The 20,650-nt window shown below is 73.6% G+C and carries 20 protein-coding genes; 13 read left to right on the top strand and 7 right to left on the bottom strand.

What is annotated here, in order from left to right; genetic code table 11:
• Positions 1-45: 45 nt before the first annotated feature.
• Positions 46-1,794 carry a 2-isopropylmalate synthase gene (leuA, locus tag ACGFI1_RS10930; protein ID WP_392784694.1) on the top strand — a complete coding sequence of 583 codons (1,749 nt, stop codon included), beginning with the start codon at positions 46-48 and terminating at the stop codon, positions 1,792-1,794.
• On the opposite strand, the gene ACGFI1_RS10925 is transcribed toward leuA, so the two are convergent.
• A complete protein-coding gene (locus ACGFI1_RS10925) occupies positions 1,791-1,985 on the bottom strand; it encodes a DUF4236 domain-containing protein (protein ID WP_138635442.1) in 195 nt (64 codons plus the stop codon). The genes leuA and ACGFI1_RS10925 overlap by 4 nt on opposite strands.
• Positions 1,986-2,231: 246 nt before the next feature.
• Here ACGFI1_RS10925 and ACGFI1_RS10920 point away from each other — a divergent pair, with 246 nt between their 5' ends.
• Positions 2,232-4,172, top strand: a complete 1,941-nt coding sequence (locus ACGFI1_RS10920) for a Xaa-Pro dipeptidyl-peptidase (protein WP_392784692.1) — start codon at positions 2,232-2,234, stop codon at positions 4,170-4,172.
• Positions 4,173-4,268: 96 nt separating this feature from the next.
• Here the strand turns inward: ACGFI1_RS10920 and ACGFI1_RS10915 are convergent, their stop codons facing one another.
• Together ACGFI1_RS10915 and ACGFI1_RS10910 are read right to left on the bottom strand one after the other, a co-directional pair.
• Positions 4,269-5,039, bottom strand: coding sequence for an MBL fold metallo-hydrolase (locus tag ACGFI1_RS10915; RefSeq protein WP_138635444.1), 771 nt, complete (start codon positions 5,037-5,039; stop codon positions 4,269-4,271).
• Between the two features lie 71 nt (positions 5,040-5,110).
• Positions 5,111-6,196: a DNA polymerase domain-containing protein gene (locus ACGFI1_RS10910; RefSeq protein ID WP_386871608.1), complete on the bottom strand. Its 1,086-nt coding sequence runs from the start codon at positions 6,194-6,196 to the stop codon at positions 5,111-5,113.
• Between the two features lie 65 nt (positions 6,197-6,261).
• On the opposite strand from ACGFI1_RS10910, the gene msrB reads away from it, so the two are divergent.
• Both msrB and ACGFI1_RS10900 read left to right on the top strand, forming a co-directional pair.
• Positions 6,262-6,663, top strand: a complete 402-nt coding sequence (gene msrB / locus ACGFI1_RS10905; RefSeq protein ID WP_138635446.1) for a peptide-methionine (R)-S-oxide reductase MsrB — start codon at positions 6,262-6,264, stop codon at positions 6,661-6,663.
• 38 nt (positions 6,664-6,701) lie between these two features.
• On the top strand, positions 6,702-7,256 hold the full coding sequence (locus ACGFI1_RS10900) for a TIGR04222 domain-containing membrane protein (RefSeq protein WP_387077480.1): 555 nt from the start codon (positions 6,702-6,704) through the stop codon (positions 7,254-7,256).
• A gap of 63 nt (positions 7,257-7,319) precedes the next feature.
• Here the strand turns inward: ACGFI1_RS10900 and hemQ are convergent, their stop codons facing one another.
• Together hemQ and hemG are read right to left on the bottom strand one after the other, a co-directional pair.
• Positions 7,320-8,018 (bottom strand): hydrogen peroxide-dependent heme synthase, encoded by a 699-nt coding sequence (gene hemQ, locus ACGFI1_RS10895; protein WP_138635448.1) that lies wholly within the window; start codon positions 8,016-8,018, stop codon positions 7,320-7,322.
• Complete coding sequence (gene hemG / locus ACGFI1_RS10890; RefSeq protein ID WP_392784688.1) at positions 7,975-9,447, bottom strand: protoporphyrinogen oxidase; 1,473 nt, start codon at positions 9,445-9,447, stop codon at positions 7,975-7,977. Before hemG ends, hemQ begins: the two co-directional genes overlap by 44 nt.
• Before the next feature lie 152 nt (positions 9,448-9,599).
• Here hemG and ACGFI1_RS10885 point away from each other — a divergent pair, with 152 nt between their 5' ends.
• Together ACGFI1_RS10885 and ACGFI1_RS10880 are read left to right on the top strand one after the other, a co-directional pair.
• Entirely contained in the window at positions 9,600-10,706 is a 1,107-nt protein-coding gene (locus ACGFI1_RS10885) for a hypothetical protein (RefSeq protein ID WP_392784686.1), read from the top strand.
• 208 nt (positions 10,707-10,914) lie between these two features.
• Entirely contained in the window at positions 10,915-11,913 is a 999-nt protein-coding gene (locus ACGFI1_RS10880; protein WP_392784684.1) for a DUF4349 domain-containing protein, read from the top strand.
• Here the strand turns inward: ACGFI1_RS10880 and hemE are convergent.
• Positions 11,910-12,926 carry a uroporphyrinogen decarboxylase gene (gene hemE / locus ACGFI1_RS10875; protein WP_386871732.1) on the bottom strand — a complete coding sequence of 339 codons (1,017 nt, stop codon included), beginning with the start codon at positions 12,924-12,926 and terminating at the stop codon, positions 11,910-11,912. The two genes, ACGFI1_RS10880 and hemE, sit on opposite strands and share 4 nt — an antisense overlap.
• A 226-nt stretch (positions 12,927-13,152) precedes the next feature.
• Here hemE and ACGFI1_RS10870 point away from each other — a divergent pair, with 226 nt between their 5' ends.
• The 3 genes from ACGFI1_RS10870 (at position 13,153) to ACGFI1_RS10860 (ending at position 15,614) form a co-directional block, all read left to right on the top strand.
• A complete protein-coding gene (locus ACGFI1_RS10870; protein ID WP_392743174.1) occupies positions 13,153-13,428 on the top strand; it encodes a hypothetical protein in 276 nt (91 codons plus the stop codon).
• 157 nt (positions 13,429-13,585) lie between these two features.
• Positions 13,586-14,152 (top strand): DUF3000 domain-containing protein, encoded by a 567-nt coding sequence (locus ACGFI1_RS10865; RefSeq protein WP_138641947.1) that lies wholly within the window; start codon positions 13,586-13,588, stop codon positions 14,150-14,152.
• 220 nt (positions 14,153-14,372) lie between these two features.
• The gene (locus tag ACGFI1_RS10860) at positions 14,373-15,614 is read left to right on the top strand and encodes an HRDC domain-containing protein (protein ID WP_387077519.1); all 1,242 of its coding nucleotides are present in this window, start codon (positions 14,373-14,375) and stop codon (positions 15,612-15,614) included.
• 108 nt (positions 15,615-15,722) lie between these two features.
• Here ACGFI1_RS10860 and ACGFI1_RS10855 read toward each other — a convergent pair whose 3' ends face one another.
• Entirely contained in the window at positions 15,723-17,378 is a 1,656-nt protein-coding gene (locus ACGFI1_RS10855) for a long-chain-fatty-acid--CoA ligase (protein WP_386871595.1), read from the bottom strand.
• Between the two features lie 151 nt (positions 17,379-17,529).
• Here ACGFI1_RS10855 and ACGFI1_RS10850 point away from each other — a divergent pair, with 151 nt between their 5' ends.
• Genes ACGFI1_RS10850 through ACGFI1_RS10835 form a run of 4 tightly spaced genes read left to right on the top strand, consistent with a single transcriptional unit; the run spans position 17,530 to position 20,646 of the window.
• A complete protein-coding gene (locus ACGFI1_RS10850; protein WP_392784682.1) occupies positions 17,530-18,912 on the top strand; it encodes an aromatic ring-hydroxylating dioxygenase subunit alpha in 1,383 nt (460 codons plus the stop codon).
• The gene (locus ACGFI1_RS10845; RefSeq protein WP_387077463.1) at positions 18,909-19,496 is read left to right on the top strand and encodes a 3-phenylpropionate/cinnamic acid dioxygenase subunit beta; all 588 of its coding nucleotides are present in this window, start codon (positions 18,909-18,911) and stop codon (positions 19,494-19,496) included. The genes ACGFI1_RS10850 and ACGFI1_RS10845 overlap by 4 nt, the downstream gene beginning before the upstream one ends.
• A complete protein-coding gene (locus ACGFI1_RS10840; protein ID WP_386871589.1) occupies positions 19,493-19,864 on the top strand; it encodes a hypothetical protein in 372 nt (123 codons plus the stop codon). Before ACGFI1_RS10845 ends, ACGFI1_RS10840 begins: the two co-directional genes overlap by 4 nt.
• Entirely contained in the window at positions 19,861-20,646 is a 786-nt protein-coding gene (locus ACGFI1_RS10835; RefSeq protein WP_387077459.1) for an SDR family oxidoreductase, read from the top strand. The genes ACGFI1_RS10840 and ACGFI1_RS10835 overlap by 4 nt, the downstream gene beginning before the upstream one ends.
• Positions 20,647-20,650 lie beyond the last annotated feature (4 nt).

The raw sequence follows: 20,650 nt of genomic DNA, 5'->3' as shown, positions 1-20,650 counted from the left end.
GTCCGGTGCTGCCGGTCGTCCCGGCGATCGTGAGGACAACGCCCCATGACCTTCCCGACCCTGCGCACCCCGTCCGGCCCGGTGGCCGGGCCCTTCTGGAATCCGCAGCGCGGCAGCTCCATGCCGTTCCACCGCTACCGGTCCGTCCACGAGCGGGTGCCGTCGCCCGTCCCCGAGGTCGAGCGCGCCTGGCCGTCGGCGCGCGTCGCGGAGGCGCCGCTGTGGGTGCCCGTCGACCTGCGGGACGGCAACCAGGCCCTGGCCGAACCCATGGACACCGCGCGCAAGCGCCGGATGTTCGACCTGTTCGTCGCGATGGGCTACAAGGAGATCGAGGTCGGCTACCCGTCGGCCAGCCAGACCGACTTCGACTTCGTCCGGCACCTGGCCGAGGCGGGGATCCCGGACGATGTGACGCCCGTGGTCTTCACGCCGGCCCGCAGGGAGCTGATCGAGCGGACGTTCGCGTCCATCGAGGGGCTGCCCCGGGCGGTCGTCCATCTGTACACGGCGACGGGCCCGGTGTGGCGGGACATCGTGCTCGGCACCGGGCGAGACGGGGTGAAGCGGCTGATCCTGGACGGCGCCGCCGACGTGGCGCGGCTCGCCCGGCCGGGGGTCCGGTTCGAGTTCTCCCCCGAGACGTTCAACTTCACCGAGCCGGACTACTCGCTGGAGGTGTGCGACGCGGTCACCGCGCTGTGGGACGCCTCCCCCGACCGGCCGGTGATCCTGAACCTGCCGGCCACGGTGGAGATCGCCACCCCGAACGTGTACGCCGACCAGATCGAGTACATGCACCGGCACCTGGCGCGCAGGGACGCGGTGATCCTGTCGGTCCATCCGCACAACGACCGCGGGACGGGCGTCGCCTGCGCCGAGCTGGCGGTGCTGGCGGGCGCGCAGCGGGTCGAGGGCTGCCTGTTCGGCAACGGCGAGCGGACGGGGAACGTCGACCTGGTCACGCTCGCGCTGAACCTGCACGCGCAGGGCGTCGACCCGCGGATCGACCTCTCCGACATCGACGAGATCCGCCGGACGGTCGAGTTCTGCAACCGGCTGCCCGTCCACGAGCGGCACCCGTACGCGGGCGACCTGGTCTACACGGCGTTCTCCGGGACGCACCAGGACGCGATCGGCAAGGGCATGGCCCGGCACGCCCGGCTCGCGGAGGAGGCGGGCGTGCCGCCGGGGCGGCTGCCGTGGGACGTCCCGTACCTGCCGATCGACCCCGCCGACGTGGGCCGCGGGTATGAGGCGGTCATCCGGGTCAACAGCCAGTCCGGGAAGGGCGGCATCTCCTACCTGCTGCGGACCGGGTACGGGCTCGACCTGCCGCGCCGCCTGCAGATCGAGTTCTCCCGGGTCGTGCAGCGGGAGACCGATGGCAGCGGCGCGGAGGTCACCGCGGCCGAGCTGTGGGAGCTGTTCCGCGCCGAGTACCTCGAACCGGACGGCCCGGTGTCACTGGCCGGCTGGCGCACCTCCAGCACCGGCCCGGCGCGGCACGACTTCACCGGCGTCGTCCGCGTGGACGGTGATGAGCGCGAGCACATCGGCTCCGGCAACGGGCCGATCGACGCGCTCACCGACGCCCTGGCGGGTGCCGGGATCAAGGTGGACGTCCTGCACCTCACCGAGCAGTCCACCGGTGCGGGCAGCGACGCCATGGCCGTCGCCTACGCCGAGTGCCGGGTCGGCGGCGCGGTCGTGTGGGGCGCGGGGCGCGACACGTCCGTGCTGGCCGCGTCGGTGGAGGCCGTCCTGTCGGCGGTGAACCGCGCCGGGCGCTAGTCGCGGCGGCGGCCGAGCGAGCGCCGCCAGGACAGGCCCGTCCCGGGGATCCGGAACGTCACCTGGCGGCGCCCGTCCGCGGACCGCGTGTAGCGGGCGCCGCGCGCGCCGACGCTGTGCCCGACGCCCTTCTTGGACAGGTTGATGCGGAACGGTCCCATCCGTATTGCTTTCCGATAGCTCCAACCCATGCGGACGGGGATGCCCGGAGGACCGCCGAGCATCCTCCTCCCCCGTCTCGGACGGACCGAGACCCGGGTTTCGGCCTGACCGAGGGACGCAAGGGCAGGAGGTGACCAAATCCGGACCGAGTTCGTCGCGCAGCGCCCTTTACCCGGCCGCGCCCGGCGAGGAGCGTGTGGCTGCGTAGAGATCGTTTTCTCAGCTCCCGGAGGTGCGGGTTGGCCAGGCGACCCCTGAGACGGACCCGGCGGACGATGACGCTGGCCGTACTGACCAGTGCGGCGCTCGCGGGCGCGGGCGGCGGCGCGGCGGCGCTGGCCCAGCCGTCCCCCAAGATCGTGGTGAAGGACGGCGTGACCCAGCCGGTCTTCTCCTACAAGGACGCGATCCGCGAGCACGTGTACGTCGAGTCCAGTGTGGACAGCGACGGCGACGGCAAGAAGGACCGCGTCAACGTCGACATCATCCGGCCGAAGGAGACCGAGCACGGCCTCAAGGTCCCGGTGATCATGGACGAGAGCCCGTACTACGACAACGCGGGCCGCGGCAACGAGAGCGAGCTGAAGACCTACGACGCCGACGGGAACCCCGTGAAGTTCCCGCTCTACTACGACAACTACTTCGTCCCGCGCGGGTACGCGTTCCTCGCCGTGGACATGGTCGGGACGACCCGCTCCGACGGCTGCCCGGTCAGCGGCGGGCCCACCGACGTCCTCGGCGGCAAGGCCGTGGTCGACTGGCTCAACGGCCGGGCCAAGGCGTTCACGGCGGACGGCACCCCGGTCAAGGCCACCTGGACGACCGGCCGCACCGGCATGATCGGCAAGTCCTACGACGGGACGCTCGCCAACGGCGTCGCCGCGACCGGCGTCGAGGGGTTGGAGACGATCGTCCCGATCTCGGCGATCAGCAGCTGGTACGGCTACAGCCGGATGAACGGCGTGAAGTACTGGACGGACGAGCAGCCCTGGCTCGCGAGCTACGTCGACACCGACCCGCCCGCCAAGTGCGCCGAGGTCAACGCCGGCCTCGACGAGGGCGAGGACGACGCGACCGGGAACTACAACGCCTACTGGAAGACCGCCGACTACCGGGACGGCACGATCGCCCGCGCGTCCCGCGTCCGGGCGAGCATCTTCGCCGCCCACGGCGTCAACGACCTGAACGTCAAGGACGACCAGTTCGCCGAGTGGTGGAGCGCCCTCGCGCGGCGCGGCGTGCAGCGCAAGGTGTGGCTTTCGCAGCGCGGCCACGTCGACCCGTTCGACACCCGCCGCGACGCCTGGGTGACGACCCTGCACCGCTGGTTCGACCACGAGCTGCAGAAGATCCCCAACGGGATCATGCGGGAGCCGCGCGCCGACATCGAGATCGGCCCCGACCAGTGGATCACCCAGCGGGACTGGCCGTCCCGCGACGCCCGCGACATCGTGCTGCGGCCCGGCGCGAACGGCGTCCTCGGCCTGGAGCGGGCCGCCAAGGGCGCGACCGCCGCGTTCACCGACGCCCCCGGCCCGCGCGGCGACGGTCTCTCCGAGAGCGCGATGGTCGCCGACCCGACGGCCGCGCAGCCGTACCGGGCCGCGTTCGTGTCCGCTCCCCTGCCGCGGACCGGGCGCCTGTCCGGCACTCCCGAGGCCCGGCTCCGGATCAAGCTGGACAAGCCCACCGCCAACCTCACGGCGCTGCTCGTCGACTACGGCGAGGACACCCGGGTGAACTACCTCGGCGCGGGCTCCGGCATCCGGACCCTCGGCACCGAGGACTGCCACGGCGAGAGCACGCCCGCCGACGACGCCTGCTACAAGCAGACCGAGGTCACGACGGTCACGTCCCCGGTGAACGTGGTCGCCCGCGGCTGGCTCGACGCGCAGAACGCCCGCTCGCTGAGCCGCCCGAAGCCCCTGGAGCCGGGCAGGTACCACACCGTCCGCTGGGAGACGCTCAGCCAGGAGTACCTGCTGAAGAAGGGCCACCGCCTGGCGCTCGTCCTCGCCGGAACGGACGCCGACTACAACACCGAGACCCCCACGGGAGCGCAGGTCACGGTGGATCTGCGCGGCAGCTCGATCAGCATCCCGGTGGTCGCCGCCGAGGACGACCCGGCCGCCCTCGTCGCCCCGCCGCAGCCGCCGGCGACCTGGCGCGGACCGGCTGAGGTCACCCTGCCCGTCCAGGAGCGCGAACTCTACTGACGGGCCCGGCCCGCCGCCCGGGGAGCCGGGCGGCGGGCCGCACCGCCGTCACAGCGCACCGCCGTCACAGCGCACCACCGTCACAGCGCACGGCCGTCACAGCGCGACGGCGCCGCCCTGGTCGAGCAGGTGGAGGCGGTCGCCGAGCCCGGCGCCGGCGAACGCGGGCGCGAGGGTGTCGCGGCCCTGGGTGAAGTGCGCCCAGCCCTCGAAGTGCAGCGGGACGATCTTCGCGGCGCCGAGGATGGCGGCGGCCTCGGCGGCGCCGTCACTGGTCAGCGTCAGGTAGGCGTCGCCGAGCGGCGGCGTCCGCACCGCCCCGGCGAAGATCACGGCGACGTCGACCGGCGCGAACCGGTCGGCGATGGCGCGGACGACGTCGAGGGAGGCGTTGTCGCCGCTGACGTACACGGTCGGCAGCCCCTCGCCGGACAGGACGAACCCGGTGACCGGGCCGGTGAGGTGCTCGGTGCCGTCCGGGCCGTGCTGCGCGGGGACGCCGGTGACGCGGAGCGTCCCGCCGCCGGGGCGGGGCAGGTCGGTGTGCGCCCAGTTCGGCAGGGCGCGGGCGGTGCCGCCGAGGCGCTCGGCGGCGGCCTCGGTCGTCAGGGTCAGCGGGACGCCGCCCAGGTAGGCGCGGCCGCCGGCGTCGAGGTTGTCGGGGTGCTGGTCGTGGGAGAGCAGCACCGCGTCGACCGGCCCGACCTCGTCCTGGCCGACGACGGCGCCGATGGTCTTCGTCAGCGCCCGGTCGCCGACGGGGTGGTCGCCGGGCGGGTCGAACGTCGGGTCCGTCAGCAGCCGCACACCTCCGATCTCCAGGATCGCGGTCGGGCCGCCGAGGTACCGGACGTTCAGCGAGGACATGGTGCCGCCTTCGGATCGATCAGCCGGATGCTCCGTTCCCATCATCGCGCGGCCCCGCCCATTCCCGCCGGTCACGCGCGATTATCGGTGTCCTTGCTGGGCTGCACGCGCTTCGGCTCGCCGGGCATCTTGGGATAGTTCGGTGGATACGGCATGTCGCCGAGGCCGTGGTCCTTCTCGTCGCGGTCGGCGAGGTCGAGGAGGCCGTCGAGGGAGAAGGCCGCGTCGTCGATGGAGGCGTGCAGGTCGCCCAGCTCGGCGAACCGGGCCGGCATCGTCGCGATGGTGAAGTCGCGGGGGTCGGCGTCGGCCAGCTCGTCCCAGGTCAGCGGCGCCGAGACCGGGGCGTGCGGGGCCGGGCGGACGCTGTAGGCCGAGGCGATCGTCCGGTCGCGGGCGTTCTGGTTGAAGTCGATGAAGATCTGCTCGCCGCGCTCCTCCTTCCACCACCGGGTGGTGACCTCGGAAGGGCTGCGGCGCTCGACCTCGCGGGCGAAGGCGAGCGCGGCGCGGCGGACCTCGGTGAACGTCCAGCGGGGCTCGATCCGGACGTAGATGTGCACGCCCGCCTTGCCGGACGTCTTGACGTAGCCGGTATAGCCCAGCTCGTCCAGCAGTTCGCGGGCCGGGCCGAGCGCCACCCGGACGGCGTCGGAGAAGTCGGTGCCGGGCTGCGGGTCGAGGTCGATGCGCAGCTCGTCGGGGTGGTCGACATCGCCCTTGCGGACGGGCCACGGGTGGAACGTCAGCGTGCCGAGGTTGGCCGCCCAGGCGATCACGGCGGGCTCGGTCGGGCACACCTCGTCGGCGGAGCGCCCGCTGGGGAAGGCGATGCGCGCCGTCCGCACCCAGTCGGGCGCGCCCTTGGGGATGCGCTTCTGGTAGAACGCGTCGGACTTGCCCGCGCCCATGCCCGCCTGGCCGCGCGCGTAGTCCTCGCGGGTGGCCATCTTGGCGCCCTCGAAGACCCCCGCCGGCCACCGCTCCAGGGTCGTCGGGCGGTCGCGGGTCGCGCGCAGGATGCCGTCGCCGACGGCCAGGTAGTACTCCACCAGCTGCCGCTTGGTGTAGCCGTGCTCCGGGAAGTACACCTTGTCGGGATTGGTCACCTTGACGAGCCGATCCCCGACCGGGATCTCGATGAAGGGCGAGGCCATGACTGCACGTTAACCCACGTGTACGACAGTCCTCCGGAACGTCCCCGCCGGGTACCGTCGATGGCATGGAGAAGATCCGCAAGAGCGAGGACGAGTGGCGGGCGCAGCTCAGCCCCGAGGAGTACCGCGTGCTGCGGGAGGCCGGCACGGAGAAGCCCTTCACCGGCGAGTACACCGACACCAAGACGGTCGGCGTGTACCGGTGCCGCGCCTGCGGGACGGAGCTGTTCCGGTCGGAGACCAAGTTCGAGAGCCACTGCGGCTGGCCGTCGTTCTACGAGCCGGCCGAGTCCGACAAGGTCACCCTGATCGAGGACCGCTCGCTCGGCATGGTCCGCACCGAGGTGCGCTGCGCGGTGTGCGACTCCCACCTCGGGCACGTCTTCCACGGTGAGGGCTACGACACCCCCACCGACGACCGCTACTGCATCAACTCGGTCTCGCTGACCCTCGAACCCGCCGAGTAGCGGGCCGCTCACCCCCCTCCCCCGCACTGGGACGTCGCATGGACGAGTTCGACCACTACACGACAGCCATCCTCTGCGGAGGGCCGACCCGGGTCGCCCAGGTCGCCGTGCTCCTGCTGCGGGACCAGCACCGCATCCGGATCTTCCGCGGGACGCACCGGGTGGAGGTGCTGCTGCGCGACGGCGACGCCGACCCGGTCCAGGCGGCGGTGCTCGATGAGATCCCCGGCGCCGGGCGCCCGCTCGGGCAGGTGATCGCGGCGGTCGCCGCGTCGCCGGAGGTGGACGCCATCGGCGAGGCCATGCGCGAGACGGGGCTGATGCGCGGCCGGCGGCGCCGCCGGCCGACCCGGCAGGGCCGGGCGCTGCGCCTGCAGCTCGCCGAGGAGCCCGTCGAGACCCCGCCGGAGCTGCTCGCCCTGCACGGCCCCGCCGGCCTCGAGGACGCCTGGATGCGGGAGGTGCTGGAGTCCGCCGACCCGGAGCCGGTCGCGTTCGGCCGCCGCCGGTGGCGCGGCCACCGGGACCTCGAGGCCAGCGGCCTGCCCGACCGGCAGTACGACGGCGGGCTCGGCGGCGGCCCGGACTTCTAGCGGCCTCCGGCCGGCGGGCCCTCACGGTGCCTGGGGTACGGCGGGGCCCGCCCTCGGGCCGGATCAGGCCAGGCCGGCGACCAGTTCGGCGACCGGCTTGCGACGCCCGGTGTAGAACGGGATCTCCAGGCGGGTGTGCAGCCGCGCCTTCGCTCCGCGCAGGTGGCGCATCAGGTCGACGATGCGGTGCAGCTCGTCGGCCTCGAACGCCAGCATCCACTCGTAGTCGCCGAGCGCGAACGCCGCGACCGTGTTGGCCCGGACGTCGGGGTAGTCGCGCGCCATCTTGCCGTGCTCGGCCAGCATCGCGCGGCGCTCGTCGTCCGGCAGCAGGTACCACTCGTAGGACCGCACGAACGGGTACACGCACACGTAGTTCCGCGGCTCCTCGTCGGCGAGGAACGCGGGGATGTGGCTCTTGTTGAACTCCGCCGGGCGGTGCAGCGCCATCTGCGACCAGACCGGCTCGCTCGCGCGGCCCAGCGCCGTCCGGCGGAACCGGGTGTAGACCTCCTGGAGGTCGTCGGACGTCGGCGCGTGCCACCAGAACATGTAGTCGGCGTCCGCGCGCAGCCCGGCGACGTCGTAGGCGCCGCGGGTGGTGACGTCCTTCTGGGCGGCCTGGTCGAGCAGGTCCTGCACCTCGGCGGCGTCCTGCTCGCCGAGCGTGCCGGGCTTCGCGACCCGGAAGACCGACCACATCGTGTAGCGGATGACGTTATTGAGTTCGCGTGCCTTCGGCTTGCCCGCCTGATCGGCCATGTTCCACTCCTTCTCGACTGCGCAGATGGTCCAGCACCCGGGTCGCCGCCGCGCGCGCCGAGGCGATGCACGCGGGGATGCCGAGCCCGTCGTAGGCGGCGCCGGCGACGGCCAGCCCCGGCGTCCCGGCGACCGCGGCCCGGACCTTGGCCACGCGGTCGGCGTGGCCCACGTTGTACTGCGGGAGGCCGCCGCCCCATCGGGTCACCCGGCTCTCGGCGGGCAGCTCGGTGACGCCGCACGTCGCGGCGAGCTCGGCCATGGCGGTGGCGGCCAGCTCCTCGTCGCTCCGCTGGAGCGTGCGCTCCTCGCCGAGCCGCCCGACGGAGCAGCGCACCGCGATGACGCCGGGGTCGCGCTCGCGCAGGTGGGGCCATTTCACCGAGCTGAACGTGACGGCCTTGACGCCCCGGCCGCCGCGCTCGGGGTCGCTCTCCACGCCCGGGACGAGGTAGCCGCTGCCCTTCGGCAGCCGCGGGAACGCGGTGGGGCGGTAGGCCAGCGTGATGATCGCCATGCTGGCGTACTCGATGCCGGCGAGCTCCCGCGCGGCGGCGGGCACGTCCGGCTCCAGCAGCCGGGCCGCGGGCGCGGCCGGGACCGCGACCACCACGGCGTCGGCGTCCAGGTACTCGGGGTCGCGGGTGGGGCCGACGGTGAGCCGCCAGCCGTCCTCGCGGCGGCGCAGCTCGCGGACCGTCGCGCCGGTGCGGACCGTCCCGCCGGCGGCGGTGATGTCGTCGGCGACCAGTTGCGGGAGCGTGCCGAGGCCGTCCGGCAGCGTGGCGAACACCGGGCCGGCGTCGGCGGGCGCGGCCTTCCGGATGCCCTGGACGGCGCTGATCAGCGACCGGTGCCCGCGCGCGGCGGCGGCGACGGCGGGCAGCGTCGCCTCGAACGACAGCAGCTCGGCCCGGCCCGCGTACACGCCGCCGAGGAGCGGCTCGACGAGCCGGTCGACGACCTCGCGGCCGACGCGGGCGCCGATGTAGGCGGCGACGGACACGTCCCCGCCGCGCGGCGTCTCCGGCAGCACGAGGTCGAGCGGGACGCGCGCGAGCCCGGCCGGCGACAGCACCTGGGAGGCGGCCAGCGCGCGCAGGTCGGACGGGACGCCCATGACCTGCCCGGACGGGAGGCGGCGCAGCGCGCCGCGGCTCAGGATGGCCGAGGAGGCGGTGCCGGGGTTCACCAGGTCGGCGGCGCGGCCGAGGCCGCGCACGAGGTCGAGGCCCTCGGGGCGGCGGGCCAGCATCGACTCGGCGCCCTCGTCGACCGGGACGCCGGCGATCTCGCTGACGCGCAGCTTGCCGCCGATCTGGGGGGAGCCCTCGAGCACGGTCACCCGCACGCCGTCCCGGGCGAGCATCCGGGCGGCGGCGAGGCCCGCGATGCCGCCCCCGACGACAACGGCATGGGACGTGGTCATGGCTCCAGCCTTCCAGACGGTCCGCCGGATCGCGCACCGGGGCGGCCGGAGCGGCGCGTGTCACACCGCCGGTTCGCGGGCCGCCGCCGGACGCCCTTTTTGTCGGAGAAGTGACAAGATCTCGAACACTCTGCCAGTGGATACTGGCACGCATGATCTCCTGGAAGGCTCCACTGGCCGCCGCCGCGGCCCTCCTGCTGGCCGCCGGGCTCGCGTCCCCGGCGGCCGCCGCGACCCGCGGCGACTTCAGACCGGTCTCCCTGCCGTTCTTCTGGCCGAACAACTACCTCTACGACGTCGACGCCGCCTCGCCCGACAGCGTCTGGATCAGCGGGCTCCAGGGCGAGATCGTCATCCCCGGCCCCATCCCCGGGACCGGGCAGACGATCCCCGGCAACCCCGTCGTGCGGCGCTGGCAGAACGGGCGCTGGGTCGAGTACGAGCTGCAGAACCTGTCCAGCCGCGCCTCGGTCTCCGACGTCGACGCCGTCGGCCCGGAGGACGTGTGGATCGGCGGCACCAGGGCCGGCGACGGGACCGCCGGGACGCGCGGCCCCTACCTGGGCCACTTCACCGGCTCGCGGTTCGAGGAGGTGGCCCTGCCGTCCGCGTCCAAGACCCTGACCGTCGACGCGCGCGCGGACGGGGTCTGGGTGACCGTGGACAGCGGGATCTACCGCCGGACAGGCGCCACGTGGACGCACATCACCACGCTCCCGGACGTCTCCCTGCGCCAGTTCACCATCCGGGCCGACGACGACATCTGGGTCCTGAGCACCCCGGGCCCGTACGACAAGACGCTTGAGGCGCACCACTGGGACGGGCAGTCCTGGACGCAGGCCCCGGTGAACCAGCCGGACGACGGCATCCACGGCATCACCGACATGGTGGCCGTCTCCCCCACCGAAGCCTGGGCCGTCGGCACCAACTACTCCGCGTCCCCGGCCGCGCCCATCCTGGTGCACTGGGACGGCACCGCCTGGAGCAGCGTCACGCCGCCGCCCGGCCTCAACGCGCTCAACAAGATCGTCAAGGGCGAGGACGGGACGCTGTGGGCGCTCGGGCACCTGCTCGACGAGCCCGCCAAGCCCGGCCTGCTCCGCTACAGCGGCGGGACGTGGGAGCGGGTCCCGACCACCGCCGTGCCGAACCGCAGCAACATCTGGGCGACCGCCCTCGCGGTCGTCCCCGGCACCGGCGCCCTGTGGACGCTCGGGTCAGTGAACATCGGCGGCCCCGTCCTCCTCACCGACGGCTGACGCGGCCGCCGGCCGGTCGGCGCGGCGCGGTCACGGCCCGCACGGGGGACGGGCCGTGGCCGCGCCGCACCGCGCCGCCTTCTCGCCGCCTTCTCGCCGCTTCTCGCCGCCTCCGCGCCGCCTCCGCGCCGCCTCCGCGCCGCCCCTTCGTGGCCTGATCGTGATTCGCCCGCCGGAACGGTGATCTGCACCACCTCGTCCAAGCGCCATGCGGAACGTCAGGAACGTCACATGTGCGCTGGTCGTCCTGCTGCTGGCCGGGGTCCTGGCCGCATGCGGGGGCGGCGACTCGTCCGGTACGTCGGAGGCCGTGGACCGGGGCGGCGCGGCGGCCCCCGCGGCACCGTCCCGGGCCGAGAACGGCACCGCGGGGAGCACCGGCCGCCAGGGGACCGCGAAGGGCGCGCGGGCGCCGCTGCCGACCGGGCGGGAGGTCGTGCACTCGGCGCGCCTGCGGGTCCGCACCGGCGACGTGGAGGACGCCGCCGCCAAGGCCAAGCAGATGGCGGAGTCGGCCGGCGGCTACGTCGAGCAGGAGTCCAGTTCAAGCGAGCCGCCCCACTCGCAGATCACGCTGAAGGTCCCCGCCGACCGCTACTCCGACGTGCTGAACCGGCTCGGCACGCAGCTCGGCACCCGGATCTCGCTCTCCCAGGAGGCCGAGGACGTCACCGGCGAGGTCGCCGACGTCGACGCCCGCGTCCGGTCGGCGAAGGCCGCCCTGGAGTCGTTCCGCAAGCTGCTCGGCCGCGCGAACTCCGTCGGCGAGGTCATCCAGGTCGAGCAGGAGATCGCCCAGCGCGAGGCCGACCTGGAGGCCCTGCAGGCCCGGCTGAACACGCTCAAGCACCGCACCCAGTACGCGACCGTGACGCTGACGCTGGTCACCAAGGCCACCGCGCCGAAGAAGGACGACGACGAGCGCGGCGGTTTCGTCGGCGGCCTGCAGAACGGCTGGGACGCGTTCGTCGCGTTCGTCGGCGGCCTCGCCCTCGTCCTCGGCTGGCTGCTGCCGTTCCTGCTCGCCGCCGCCGTGATCGGCGTGCCGCTGTACCTGCTGCGGCACCGGCTGCGCGCCCGGTTCGGCGGGCTGTTCGGAGGCCGCCGGCGGCCCGTGCCGCCCGCGGTGCCCGCGCCGCAGCCCGCCCCGGAGAGGGCCGCCGCCGCCCCCGGCGCGTCGCAGCAGCCGCCGCCCCCGCCCGCCTAGGCCCGGTCTTCGCTGCTCGCCTCGTGGACGAGGTCCGCGAGGCGGGCCAGCATGTCCGGGTCGGTGGACGGGAGGACGCCGTGGCCCAGGTTGAAAATGTGCCCCTCGGCGGTGCGGCCCCGGGTGAGGACGTCGCGGGCGCGGCGCTCCACGGTCTCCCACGGCGCGAACAGGATCGCCGGGTCGAGGTTGCCCTGCAGGGCCTTGCCGGGCTCGACCCGGCTGACGGCCTCGTCCAGCGGGACGCGCCAGTCGACGCCGACGACGTCGGCCCCGGCCTCGCCCATCGGGCCGAGCAGCTCGCCCGTCCCGACGCCGAAGTGGATGCGCGGCACGCCGAGCGGCTCGACCTCGGCGAAGATGCGGCGGGTGTACGGGAGCACCGACTCGCGGTAGTCCTGCGCGGCGACCGCGCCGACCCACGAGTCGAACACCTGCACGGCGCTCGCCCCGGCCGCGACCTGGATCTTCAGGAACGCGATCGTGAGGTCGGCGAGGCGGTCCATGAGGCGGCCCCACAGCTCCGGCTCGCCGTACATCATGGCCTTGGTGCGCTCGTGGTTCTTGGACGGCCCGCCCTCGATCAGGTACGAGGCGAGCGTGAACGGGCCGCCCGCGAACCCGATCAGCGGCGTCGCGCCCAGCTCGCCGACCAGGCCCCGCACGGCCTCGGACACGTACGGGACATCGTCCGGGGTGAGGGGCCGCAGCAGGTCGAGGTCGGCCGCCGACCGGACGGGGTCGGCGATGACCGGTCCGACGCCCGGCTTGATGTCGAGGTCGACGCCGATCGCCTTCAGCGGCACCATGATGTCGCTGAAGAAGATCGCCGCGTCCACCGCGTAGCGGCGCACGGGCTGCATCGTGATCTCCACGATCATGTCGGGGCGGGTGCAGGACTCCAGCATCGGGACGCCCTCGCGCACCCGCAGGTACTCCGGCAGGGAGCGGCCCGCCTGCCGCATGAACCACACGGGCGTGTGCGGCACCGGCCGCCGCCGGCAGGCCAGCAGGAAGGGGCTCTCTGCGAGGGCGCCGTCGGCGGGCGTGCGCGCAGAGTCGTCGTTCGAACGGGCAGCGTCAGCGGTCACGTTGTGATGGTCCCATGGAACGCAGGTGGGACGGCACCGGAGGGGCCCCGGGGGCGAAACGAACTTCCGGACACGCCGAGCGAAGTCCCGCATTCTGTCACCGGCGCGTGCGAACGTGATGCGTGTCATAGCCGAGGGAGGTTCCCCCTTGTACTGCTCCACCTGCGGTGATGAACGCGTGTTCGAGCAGCCGCCGTGTCCCGACGGGCACGGCGTGGAGTGCCCCGAGCGGGCGTGCACCGAGTGCGGCACGGCCATCCTGGTCGGTCTGCCGCCGGTGACCGCCGCGCCCCGCGCGACCGGTTCCGGCCCGGCCCGCACGACCGGCGCCGCGCCCGTCCCCGTTCCCGCGTCCGTCCCCTCGACCGCCCCCGCGACCGTCCGGGCGCCCGGCGGCGCCGCCACCGCGCGGGCCGTGGCCTGACCGGCCCGGCCCCCGAGACGAAACCACCTGTGCCGTGCCCGTTTCCCCTCCGCGTCCCCCCGTCGCCGCGCGCGCCGGGGCGCCGCCGCCCCGGCAGCACCGTCCCGCGCCGTCCCGCGGCGCTCCGCCACCTCCCCGCGACCAGGCCGGTCCATCCATGAACCCACCTGCCTTCCAGCGGGCCGTCGACACGCTCCGCGCGTTCCTCGACGGCCCCGCCGTCCGGCCGGAGCTCGACCTGGAGGACATGCCCGCCCCGCAGCGCCTCGCGCCCTACGCGGCGGCCATGTCCGGCAGCGTCTACCGCGACGACGACACCGAGGTCGCCACCGGGCGGCTCATCGTCCTGTACGACCCGGAGGGCAGATCCGGCTGGACGAACGGGTTCCGCGTCGTCGCCTACATCCGCGCCGACCTGGAGCCCGACATCGCCGCCGACGAGCTGATCGGCTCCGTCGCCTGGGACTGGCTGCTCGAGGCGCTGGAGCCCGCCGGGTACGCGAACGTGTCCGGGACGATCACCCGCGCGGTGTCGGAGAGCTTCGGCGACAAGCAGGGCGAGCCGTCCACCACCGAACTGGAGCTGCGCGCCTCGTGGTCGCCGACCGGCGACGACCTCGCCGGCCATGTCGCGGCATGGTGCGAGGTGATGTGCACCACGGCCGGGCTGCCACCGTCCGGAGTCGCCGCACTGCCCGACCGGCCCGGCGGCGGAGGGGGTTGACGGCGGGGCGGTCCAGGCGGTTGAAAGACGTACGGTAGGGGGCGTGAGCACAGCGTCCGGAATCGGATCCGGCATCGAGCAGGCGGCGGGGGAGAACACGGAAGCAGTGGGAGTGTCCGAAACGCGCGCCACCGGCCCCCAAGGGGAGTCCGGTGCGGAGGAGACGGCCGTAGATCAGCGGCCCGGGACCGTTCCCGAGCAGGCCGGGGCGGGGCGGGGCCTGCAGAGCACGGAGGACGACACCGGTCCCCCGGCCGTCCCCCTGCTGGAACCGCGCGAGGGCGTCCCGCCGGTGGTCGCGACGGCCGCCGGGCTCGACCGCGTCATCGCGGCGTTCGCCGCGGGCACCGGTCCGGTGGCGGTCGACGCCGAGCGGGCCTCCGGCTACCGGTACGGGCAGCGCGCGTATCTGATCCAGCTGCGCCGCGCGGGCGCCGGCACGGCGCTGATCGACCCGATCGGCTGCCCCGACCTGTCCGGGCTCGACGCTGCGCTCGCCGACGCCGAGCTGGTGCTGCACGCCGCCAACCAGGACCTGCCGTGCCTGGCCGAGGTCGGGCTCGTCCCGCGCCGGCTGTTCGACACCGAGCTGGCCGGGCGGCTGCTCGGCTACCCGCGGGTCGGGCTCGGCTCCATGGTCGAGAACGTGCTCGGCTTCGTGCTGGAGAAGGGCTACTCGGCGGCCGACTGGTCCACCCGCCCCCTTCCCGACGACTGGCTCCGCTACGCCGCGCTCGACGTCGAGCTGCTGGTCGAGCTGCGCGACGCCCTGCAGGAGGAGCTGACCGCCGCGGGCAAGCTGGAGTGGGCGCTGGAGGAGTTCGCCGCGATCCTCGCGACGCCGCCGAAGCCGCCGCGCCCCGACCCGTGGCGCCGCACGTCCGGCATCCACCGGGTGCGCAACCGGCGGGCGCTCGCCACCGTCCGCGAGGTGTGGACGGCCCGCGACAAGATCGCCCAGGAGCGCGACCTGTCCCCCGGCCGGGTGCTGCAGGACGCCGCGATCATCGAGCTGGCGCAGCAGGCGCCGAAGACCCCCGCCGAGCTGCAGGCCCTGCCCACCATGCGGGGGCGCGGCGCGCGCCGGCACCAGTCGGCGTGGCTGCGCGCCGTCGCCCGCGCCCGCGAGCTGTCGGACCGGGCGCTGCCGGAGTCGAACCTCCCCGGCGACGGGCCGCCGCCCGCGCACCGCTGGGCCGACCGCGACCCGGAGGCCGCCAAGCGGCTCACCGCCGCCCGCGCGGTCGTCGCCGCGCTCGCCGACGAGCACTCGATGCCGTCGGAGAACCTCGTCCAGCCCGACTCCATCCGGCGGCTGGCGTGGACCCCGCCCGAAGAGTCGTCGCCGTCGGCGATCGGCGCCGCGCTCCGCGACCTCGGCGCCCGGAGCTGGCAGGTCGAGCTGACCGCCCAGCCGATCGCCAAAGCGTTCCTCCGGCTGGAGACCAAAGGAGAGCTCTGAGCCGCGGGTGGGCCGTGCCGCCGGGCGCCTCGTCCGCCGCCGGCCCGCTCCGGCCGCGCCGCGGCGCGGCCGGAGCGGGGCGACGCGGCCGGCGCGCGGCGGCGCCGGTCAGCGCCCGCTGTAGAAGCCGGCGTACCGGTCGCGCAGCGCCTTCTTGTCGAGCTTGCCGACGCTGGTCCTGGGCAGGTCCGCGACGACGATGATCTCGTCGGGGAGCTGCCACTTGGCGAACGTGGCGGACAGGTGGGTCCTGAGCGCGCCGAGGTCGATCTCATGGCCGGGCTCGGGCACGACCAGGGCCACGGGGCGCTCCTGCCACCGGGGGTGCGGAGCGCCCACCACGGCGGCGTGCCGGACCGCGGGGTGGCCCGCGAGGGCGTTCTCCAGGTCGATGGAGGAGATCCACTCCCCACCGGATTTGATCACGTCCTTGAGCCGGTCGGTGATCTTCAGGTACCCCTCGGGGGTGATCACGCCCAGGTCGCCGCTGCGCCAGTAGCCGCGGTGGAACTTGTCGGTGTCGTCCGACTTCCAGTAGCTCTCGGTGATCCACGGGCCCCGGACGCAGATCTCCCCCACCGACGTCCCGTCGTGGGGCAGGAACGAGCCGCCGGGACCCAGCAGCCGGATGTCCACCCCGGCCACGGGCAGCCCCTGGGAGCGCTTGAGGTCCCAGAGCTCGTCCTCGCCGAGGCGTCCCTCCAGGGACGGCTTGGGCTTGTTCGAGGTGACGAGCGGCGCTGTCTCGGTGGCGCCGTACCCGTGCACGATCGAGGCGCCGGTCAGGTCGTGGTAGCCCCTGATCAGGCTCAGCGGCGGCTCGGTGGAACCTGAGATCATGCGCGCCCGGGACAGGTCCGGCGGCTCGGGCAGGGAGCGCAGGTACTCCAGCATCGGCGCGAAGATCGCCGGCGCCCCGTTGGTCACCGTGACCTCGTAGTCCACCATCGCCCGGGCGAGGACGCCGATCTCCTCGGCGGAGAAGCGGCCGGGCAGGACCACCCGCGCCCGCGCGTACACCGCCACCTGCGGCAGCCCCCAGCACTGGGCGTGGAACATCGGCGTCGTCAGCAGCACGGTGTCGTGGTCGCCCACGGCCTGGTCGGCCGCCCACATCATCGTGTGCAGCACGATCCCCCGGTGGGAGTAGAACACGCCCTTGGGGCGTCCGGTGGTGCCGGTGGTGTAGCACGCGCTGTAGGCCGAGGTCTCCTGGATCACCGGCCAGTCGAACTCCTCGTCCTGCCGGGCCAGCAGCGCCTCGTGGTCCAGCGGGTCCGGCAGCGAGGTCTCGATCTCTGACAGCGGCCTGTCGCTCATCACCACCCAGCGCCGGACCTGCGGGCACCGTGCCGCCAGTTCCTCCGCCTGGCCCAGCAGCGACTCGTCGACGCACACCACCGTGGCGCCCGCGTGCTCGACCACGTACGCGAGGTCGTCGGCGGCCAGCCGCAGGTTCATCTGCAGCATCACGGCACCGAGCCCGGGGATCGCCCAGTACAGCTCGAAGTGCCGCAGGTGGTTCCAGTCCAGGACCCCCACCACGTCGCCCGGCCCCACGCCGATGCCGGCCAGCGCGTGCGCCGTCCGCGCCACCCGGCGCCATGTCGCCGCGTACGACGTCCTGTGCCACGCACCGGCCGCGTCCCTGAAGACGATCTCCTGCTCCGGATGGGTCACCACCGCCTGGCGGAACAGGTTCGTGGTGTTCAGCTGGTAGCCGTCTCCGTGCGTGGACGGATGACCGGTCACGAAATCAGACAAAGTGCCACCTTTCCCCCGATGCGCACCCGGGGCCGGAGCGGGGATCCACTGCCCTTGCGGCAGCAAGTTCTCTTGATATCAGAAACGCACTCCTTGACAAGGGAAGGCTTTGTGTCCAGAATTTATTTCTGGACTACAGAAAGAGGTCTCCGTGTTCGACCCGTCCGACGTCGTCGGCCACGTGCGCGACGGCATGCTGCCCGCGCACATCTACAACGACTCCGAGATCTTCGCAGCCGAGCGGGAGACGGTCTTCGCGCGCTCCTGGGTCTTCCTGGCGCACGAGTCGGAGATCCCCCAGGTCGGCGACTACGTGGTCCGCCGCGTCATGGAGAACTCCTTCATCGTCAGCCGCGCCGCCGACGGAACGGTGCACGCCATGTTCAACATGTGCCTGCACCGGGGCATGCAGGTGTGCCGGGCCGAGCAGGGCAACGCCTCGCACTTCCGCTGCCCGTACCACGGGTGGTCCTACCGCAACGACGGCCGGATCGTGGGCCTGCCCTTCCACCGGGAGGCGTACGGCGGCGAGACCGGCTTCGCCAAGCGAGGGCAGCGGCTCCTGCCCGCACCGTCGATGGACACCGTCAACGGCCTGATCTTCGTCTCCCTGGACCCCGGGGCGCCGCCGCTGCGCGAGTTCCTCGGCGACTTCGCGTTCTACCTGGACTACTACACCCGGCAGAGCCCGAGCGGGGCCGAGGTGCTGGGACCCCAGCGCTGGCGGATCAAGGCCAACTGGAAGATCGGCGCGGAGAACTTCGCCGGGGACATGTACCACACCCCGCAGACCCACGCGAGCGTCGTGGAGATCGGCCTCTTCCGCGAGCCGAAGGCCGAGAAGCGCAAGGACGGGACGACCTACTGGGCCACCGGCGGCGGGGGCACCACCTACAAGCTGCCGCCGGGGACGCTCGATGAGCGCCTGCGCTACGTCGGCTACCCCGACGAGATGATCGGCCGGATGAAGCAGGTGTGGTCGGCCGAGCAGCTCGACCTGATCGGGCGCGACGGCTTCATGGTCTCCGCGGCGTCGGTCGTGCCGAACCTCAGCCTCGTCCACAACTGGCCCCGGGTGGCCGACTCCGACGACGTGCTCCCCTTCGTGTCACTGCGCCAGTGGCAGCCGATCAGCGCGAACGAGACCGAGGTGCTCTCCTGGTTCCTGGTCGACAAGGAGGCCCCGGAGGAGTTCAAGGCGCTGTCCTACAAGGCCTACCTCATGTGCTTCGGCAGCAGCGGGATGTTCGAGCAGGACGACGTGGAGAACTGGGTGTCGCTGACCGCCACCGCGTCCGGCACCATGGCGCGACGGCTCCTGCTCAACGGCCGGATGGGCCTCCTGCCCGACGGCTCGACGATCGTCCCGCCGCTGGGCGGCGACGAGTGGGCGGGTCCGGGCGAGTCCCGGGTCGGGTACGGCGAGTACAACCAGCGCCACCTGATGAACCGCTGGGCCGACCTCCTGGAGGCGGGCCCCCTCACGGCGGCCGGCGTCAGCGTCGGCACCGCGGGACGGGACGGTGCCCGGTGACCGAGCACATCCCGATCACCTCCGCCGACAGCCCGCTCGGCGCCCGGGCCACCCCGGCCGCCCCGGTGGGCGGTCCGCTCCCGTTCTCCGATCCCGCGCACCTGGCCGCGCACCAGTGGCTGGTCGAGGAGACCTACCTGCTGGACCGGCAGGACCTGGAGGAATGGCTCGCCCGGATGACCGAGGACGTCCACTACTTCATGCCGATCCGGGTCACCACCTCCCGGGGCGCCGGCTACGACACCGCCCGGCGGATGGCGCACTTCGACGAGGACCTGTACTCCCTGGGGCGCCGGGTCGCCCGGCTGCGCACCGAGCACGCCTGGACCGAGGATCCGCCCTCGCGGCTGCGCCACCACCTGTCCAACGTGCGCACCTTCGCCACAGACGTGCCCGGCGAGATCCTCGTGGAATCGGCGGTACTGCTCTTCCGCAGCCGCGGCGACGCCCACGGGCCGTCCCTGCTCTCGGCGGGGCGCAGCGACGTGCTGCGGAGCGTCGACGGCGCCTGGCGGCTCGCCCGCCGCCACATCACGGTCGACGAGTCGGTGCTGCGCACGCAGAACCTGGCGGTCTTCCTGTGAGCCCGCACTGGGAGGGGGAGCTCGAGGACCGGGGCCGCGCCCGCAGGGCCGCGGCCGAACTGGCGGCCCTGCGGGCGGGGCTGGTCGGCGAGCCCCTGACCCTCGGCAACGAGTTCGCCGAAGCCCGGGTGAGCCTCGTCCAGACCCGCAACGGCGTGCGCCTCCTGATCGAGGCGACCAGATCCGGGCAGTGGGTCACCCTGGACCCGCTGGAGCTGGAGGCGCTCACCTGGCAGGGGACGGTGACGTTCTCCGCGATGGTCGGCCGCCCGTTCTCCCCCCTGTTCCCCGAGCCGGAGGACACGGGACAGGACGGCACGGGACAGGACGGCACGGGACAGGACGGCTCCGGCGAGGCGGTCTCATGAACGGCCCCGTGCTGGACGGCCGCCGCGCGCTGGTCGTCGGCGCCGGTTCGGGCATCGGCCGCGCGGTGGTGGAGCGGTTCGTCGCCGAAGGGGCGGCGGTGGTGGCCGTGGAGCGCGATGAGGCCAAGTGCGAAGACCTGCGCAGGGCGCTGCCCGGCATCGGCGTCGTCCACGGCGACGCCTGCGAGTCCTCGGTCAACCGCGACGCCGTGGACCGGTGCCGCGAACTCCACGGCGGGCTGGACGTGCTGGTCCACTGCGTCGGCATCTTCGACTTCTACCGCCCCCTCGACGCCGTCGCCGAGGACGCCTTCGACGACGCCTTCGACGAGATGTTCTCGGTCAACGTCCGGGCGGCCATGCACGGCGTCCGCGCCGCCCTGCCGGAGCTGCGGCGCAGCCGCGGCTGCGTCGTGCTGACGGAGTCGACCTCGGCCTACCGGCCGGGCCGGGGCGGCGCGCTCTACATCTCCACCAAGTTCGCGGTCCGCGGACTGCGCATCGCGCTGGCCCACGACCTCGCCCCCGAGGTCCGCGTCAACAGCGTCGCCCCAGGAGGCACCGTCGGCACCCGGCTGACCGGCGCGCGCTCCCTGGGGCTGGACCGGCGGCAGCTCGACGGCCCCGACCGCGCCGGGAGCATCGCGGCCCGGGTTCCCCTGCGGGTGGCCCTGTCCGGCGAGGACCACGCCTGGAGCTACGTGTTCCTGGCGTCGCCGATGTCCAGGGGAATGACTGGCACCGTCCTGCACAGCGACGGCGGCGCCGGCGTCAACGGCTGACAAC

It is taken from the genome of Actinomadura geliboluensis (assembly GCF_043197915.1).
In the GTDB taxonomy this organism is placed as follows: domain Bacteria; phylum Actinomycetota; class Actinomycetes; order Streptosporangiales; family Streptosporangiaceae; genus Spirillospora; species Spirillospora geliboluensis.
The sequence above is the reverse complement of the archived record's forward strand: the minus strand, read 5'-3'. Positions and strand labels throughout refer to the sequence as shown.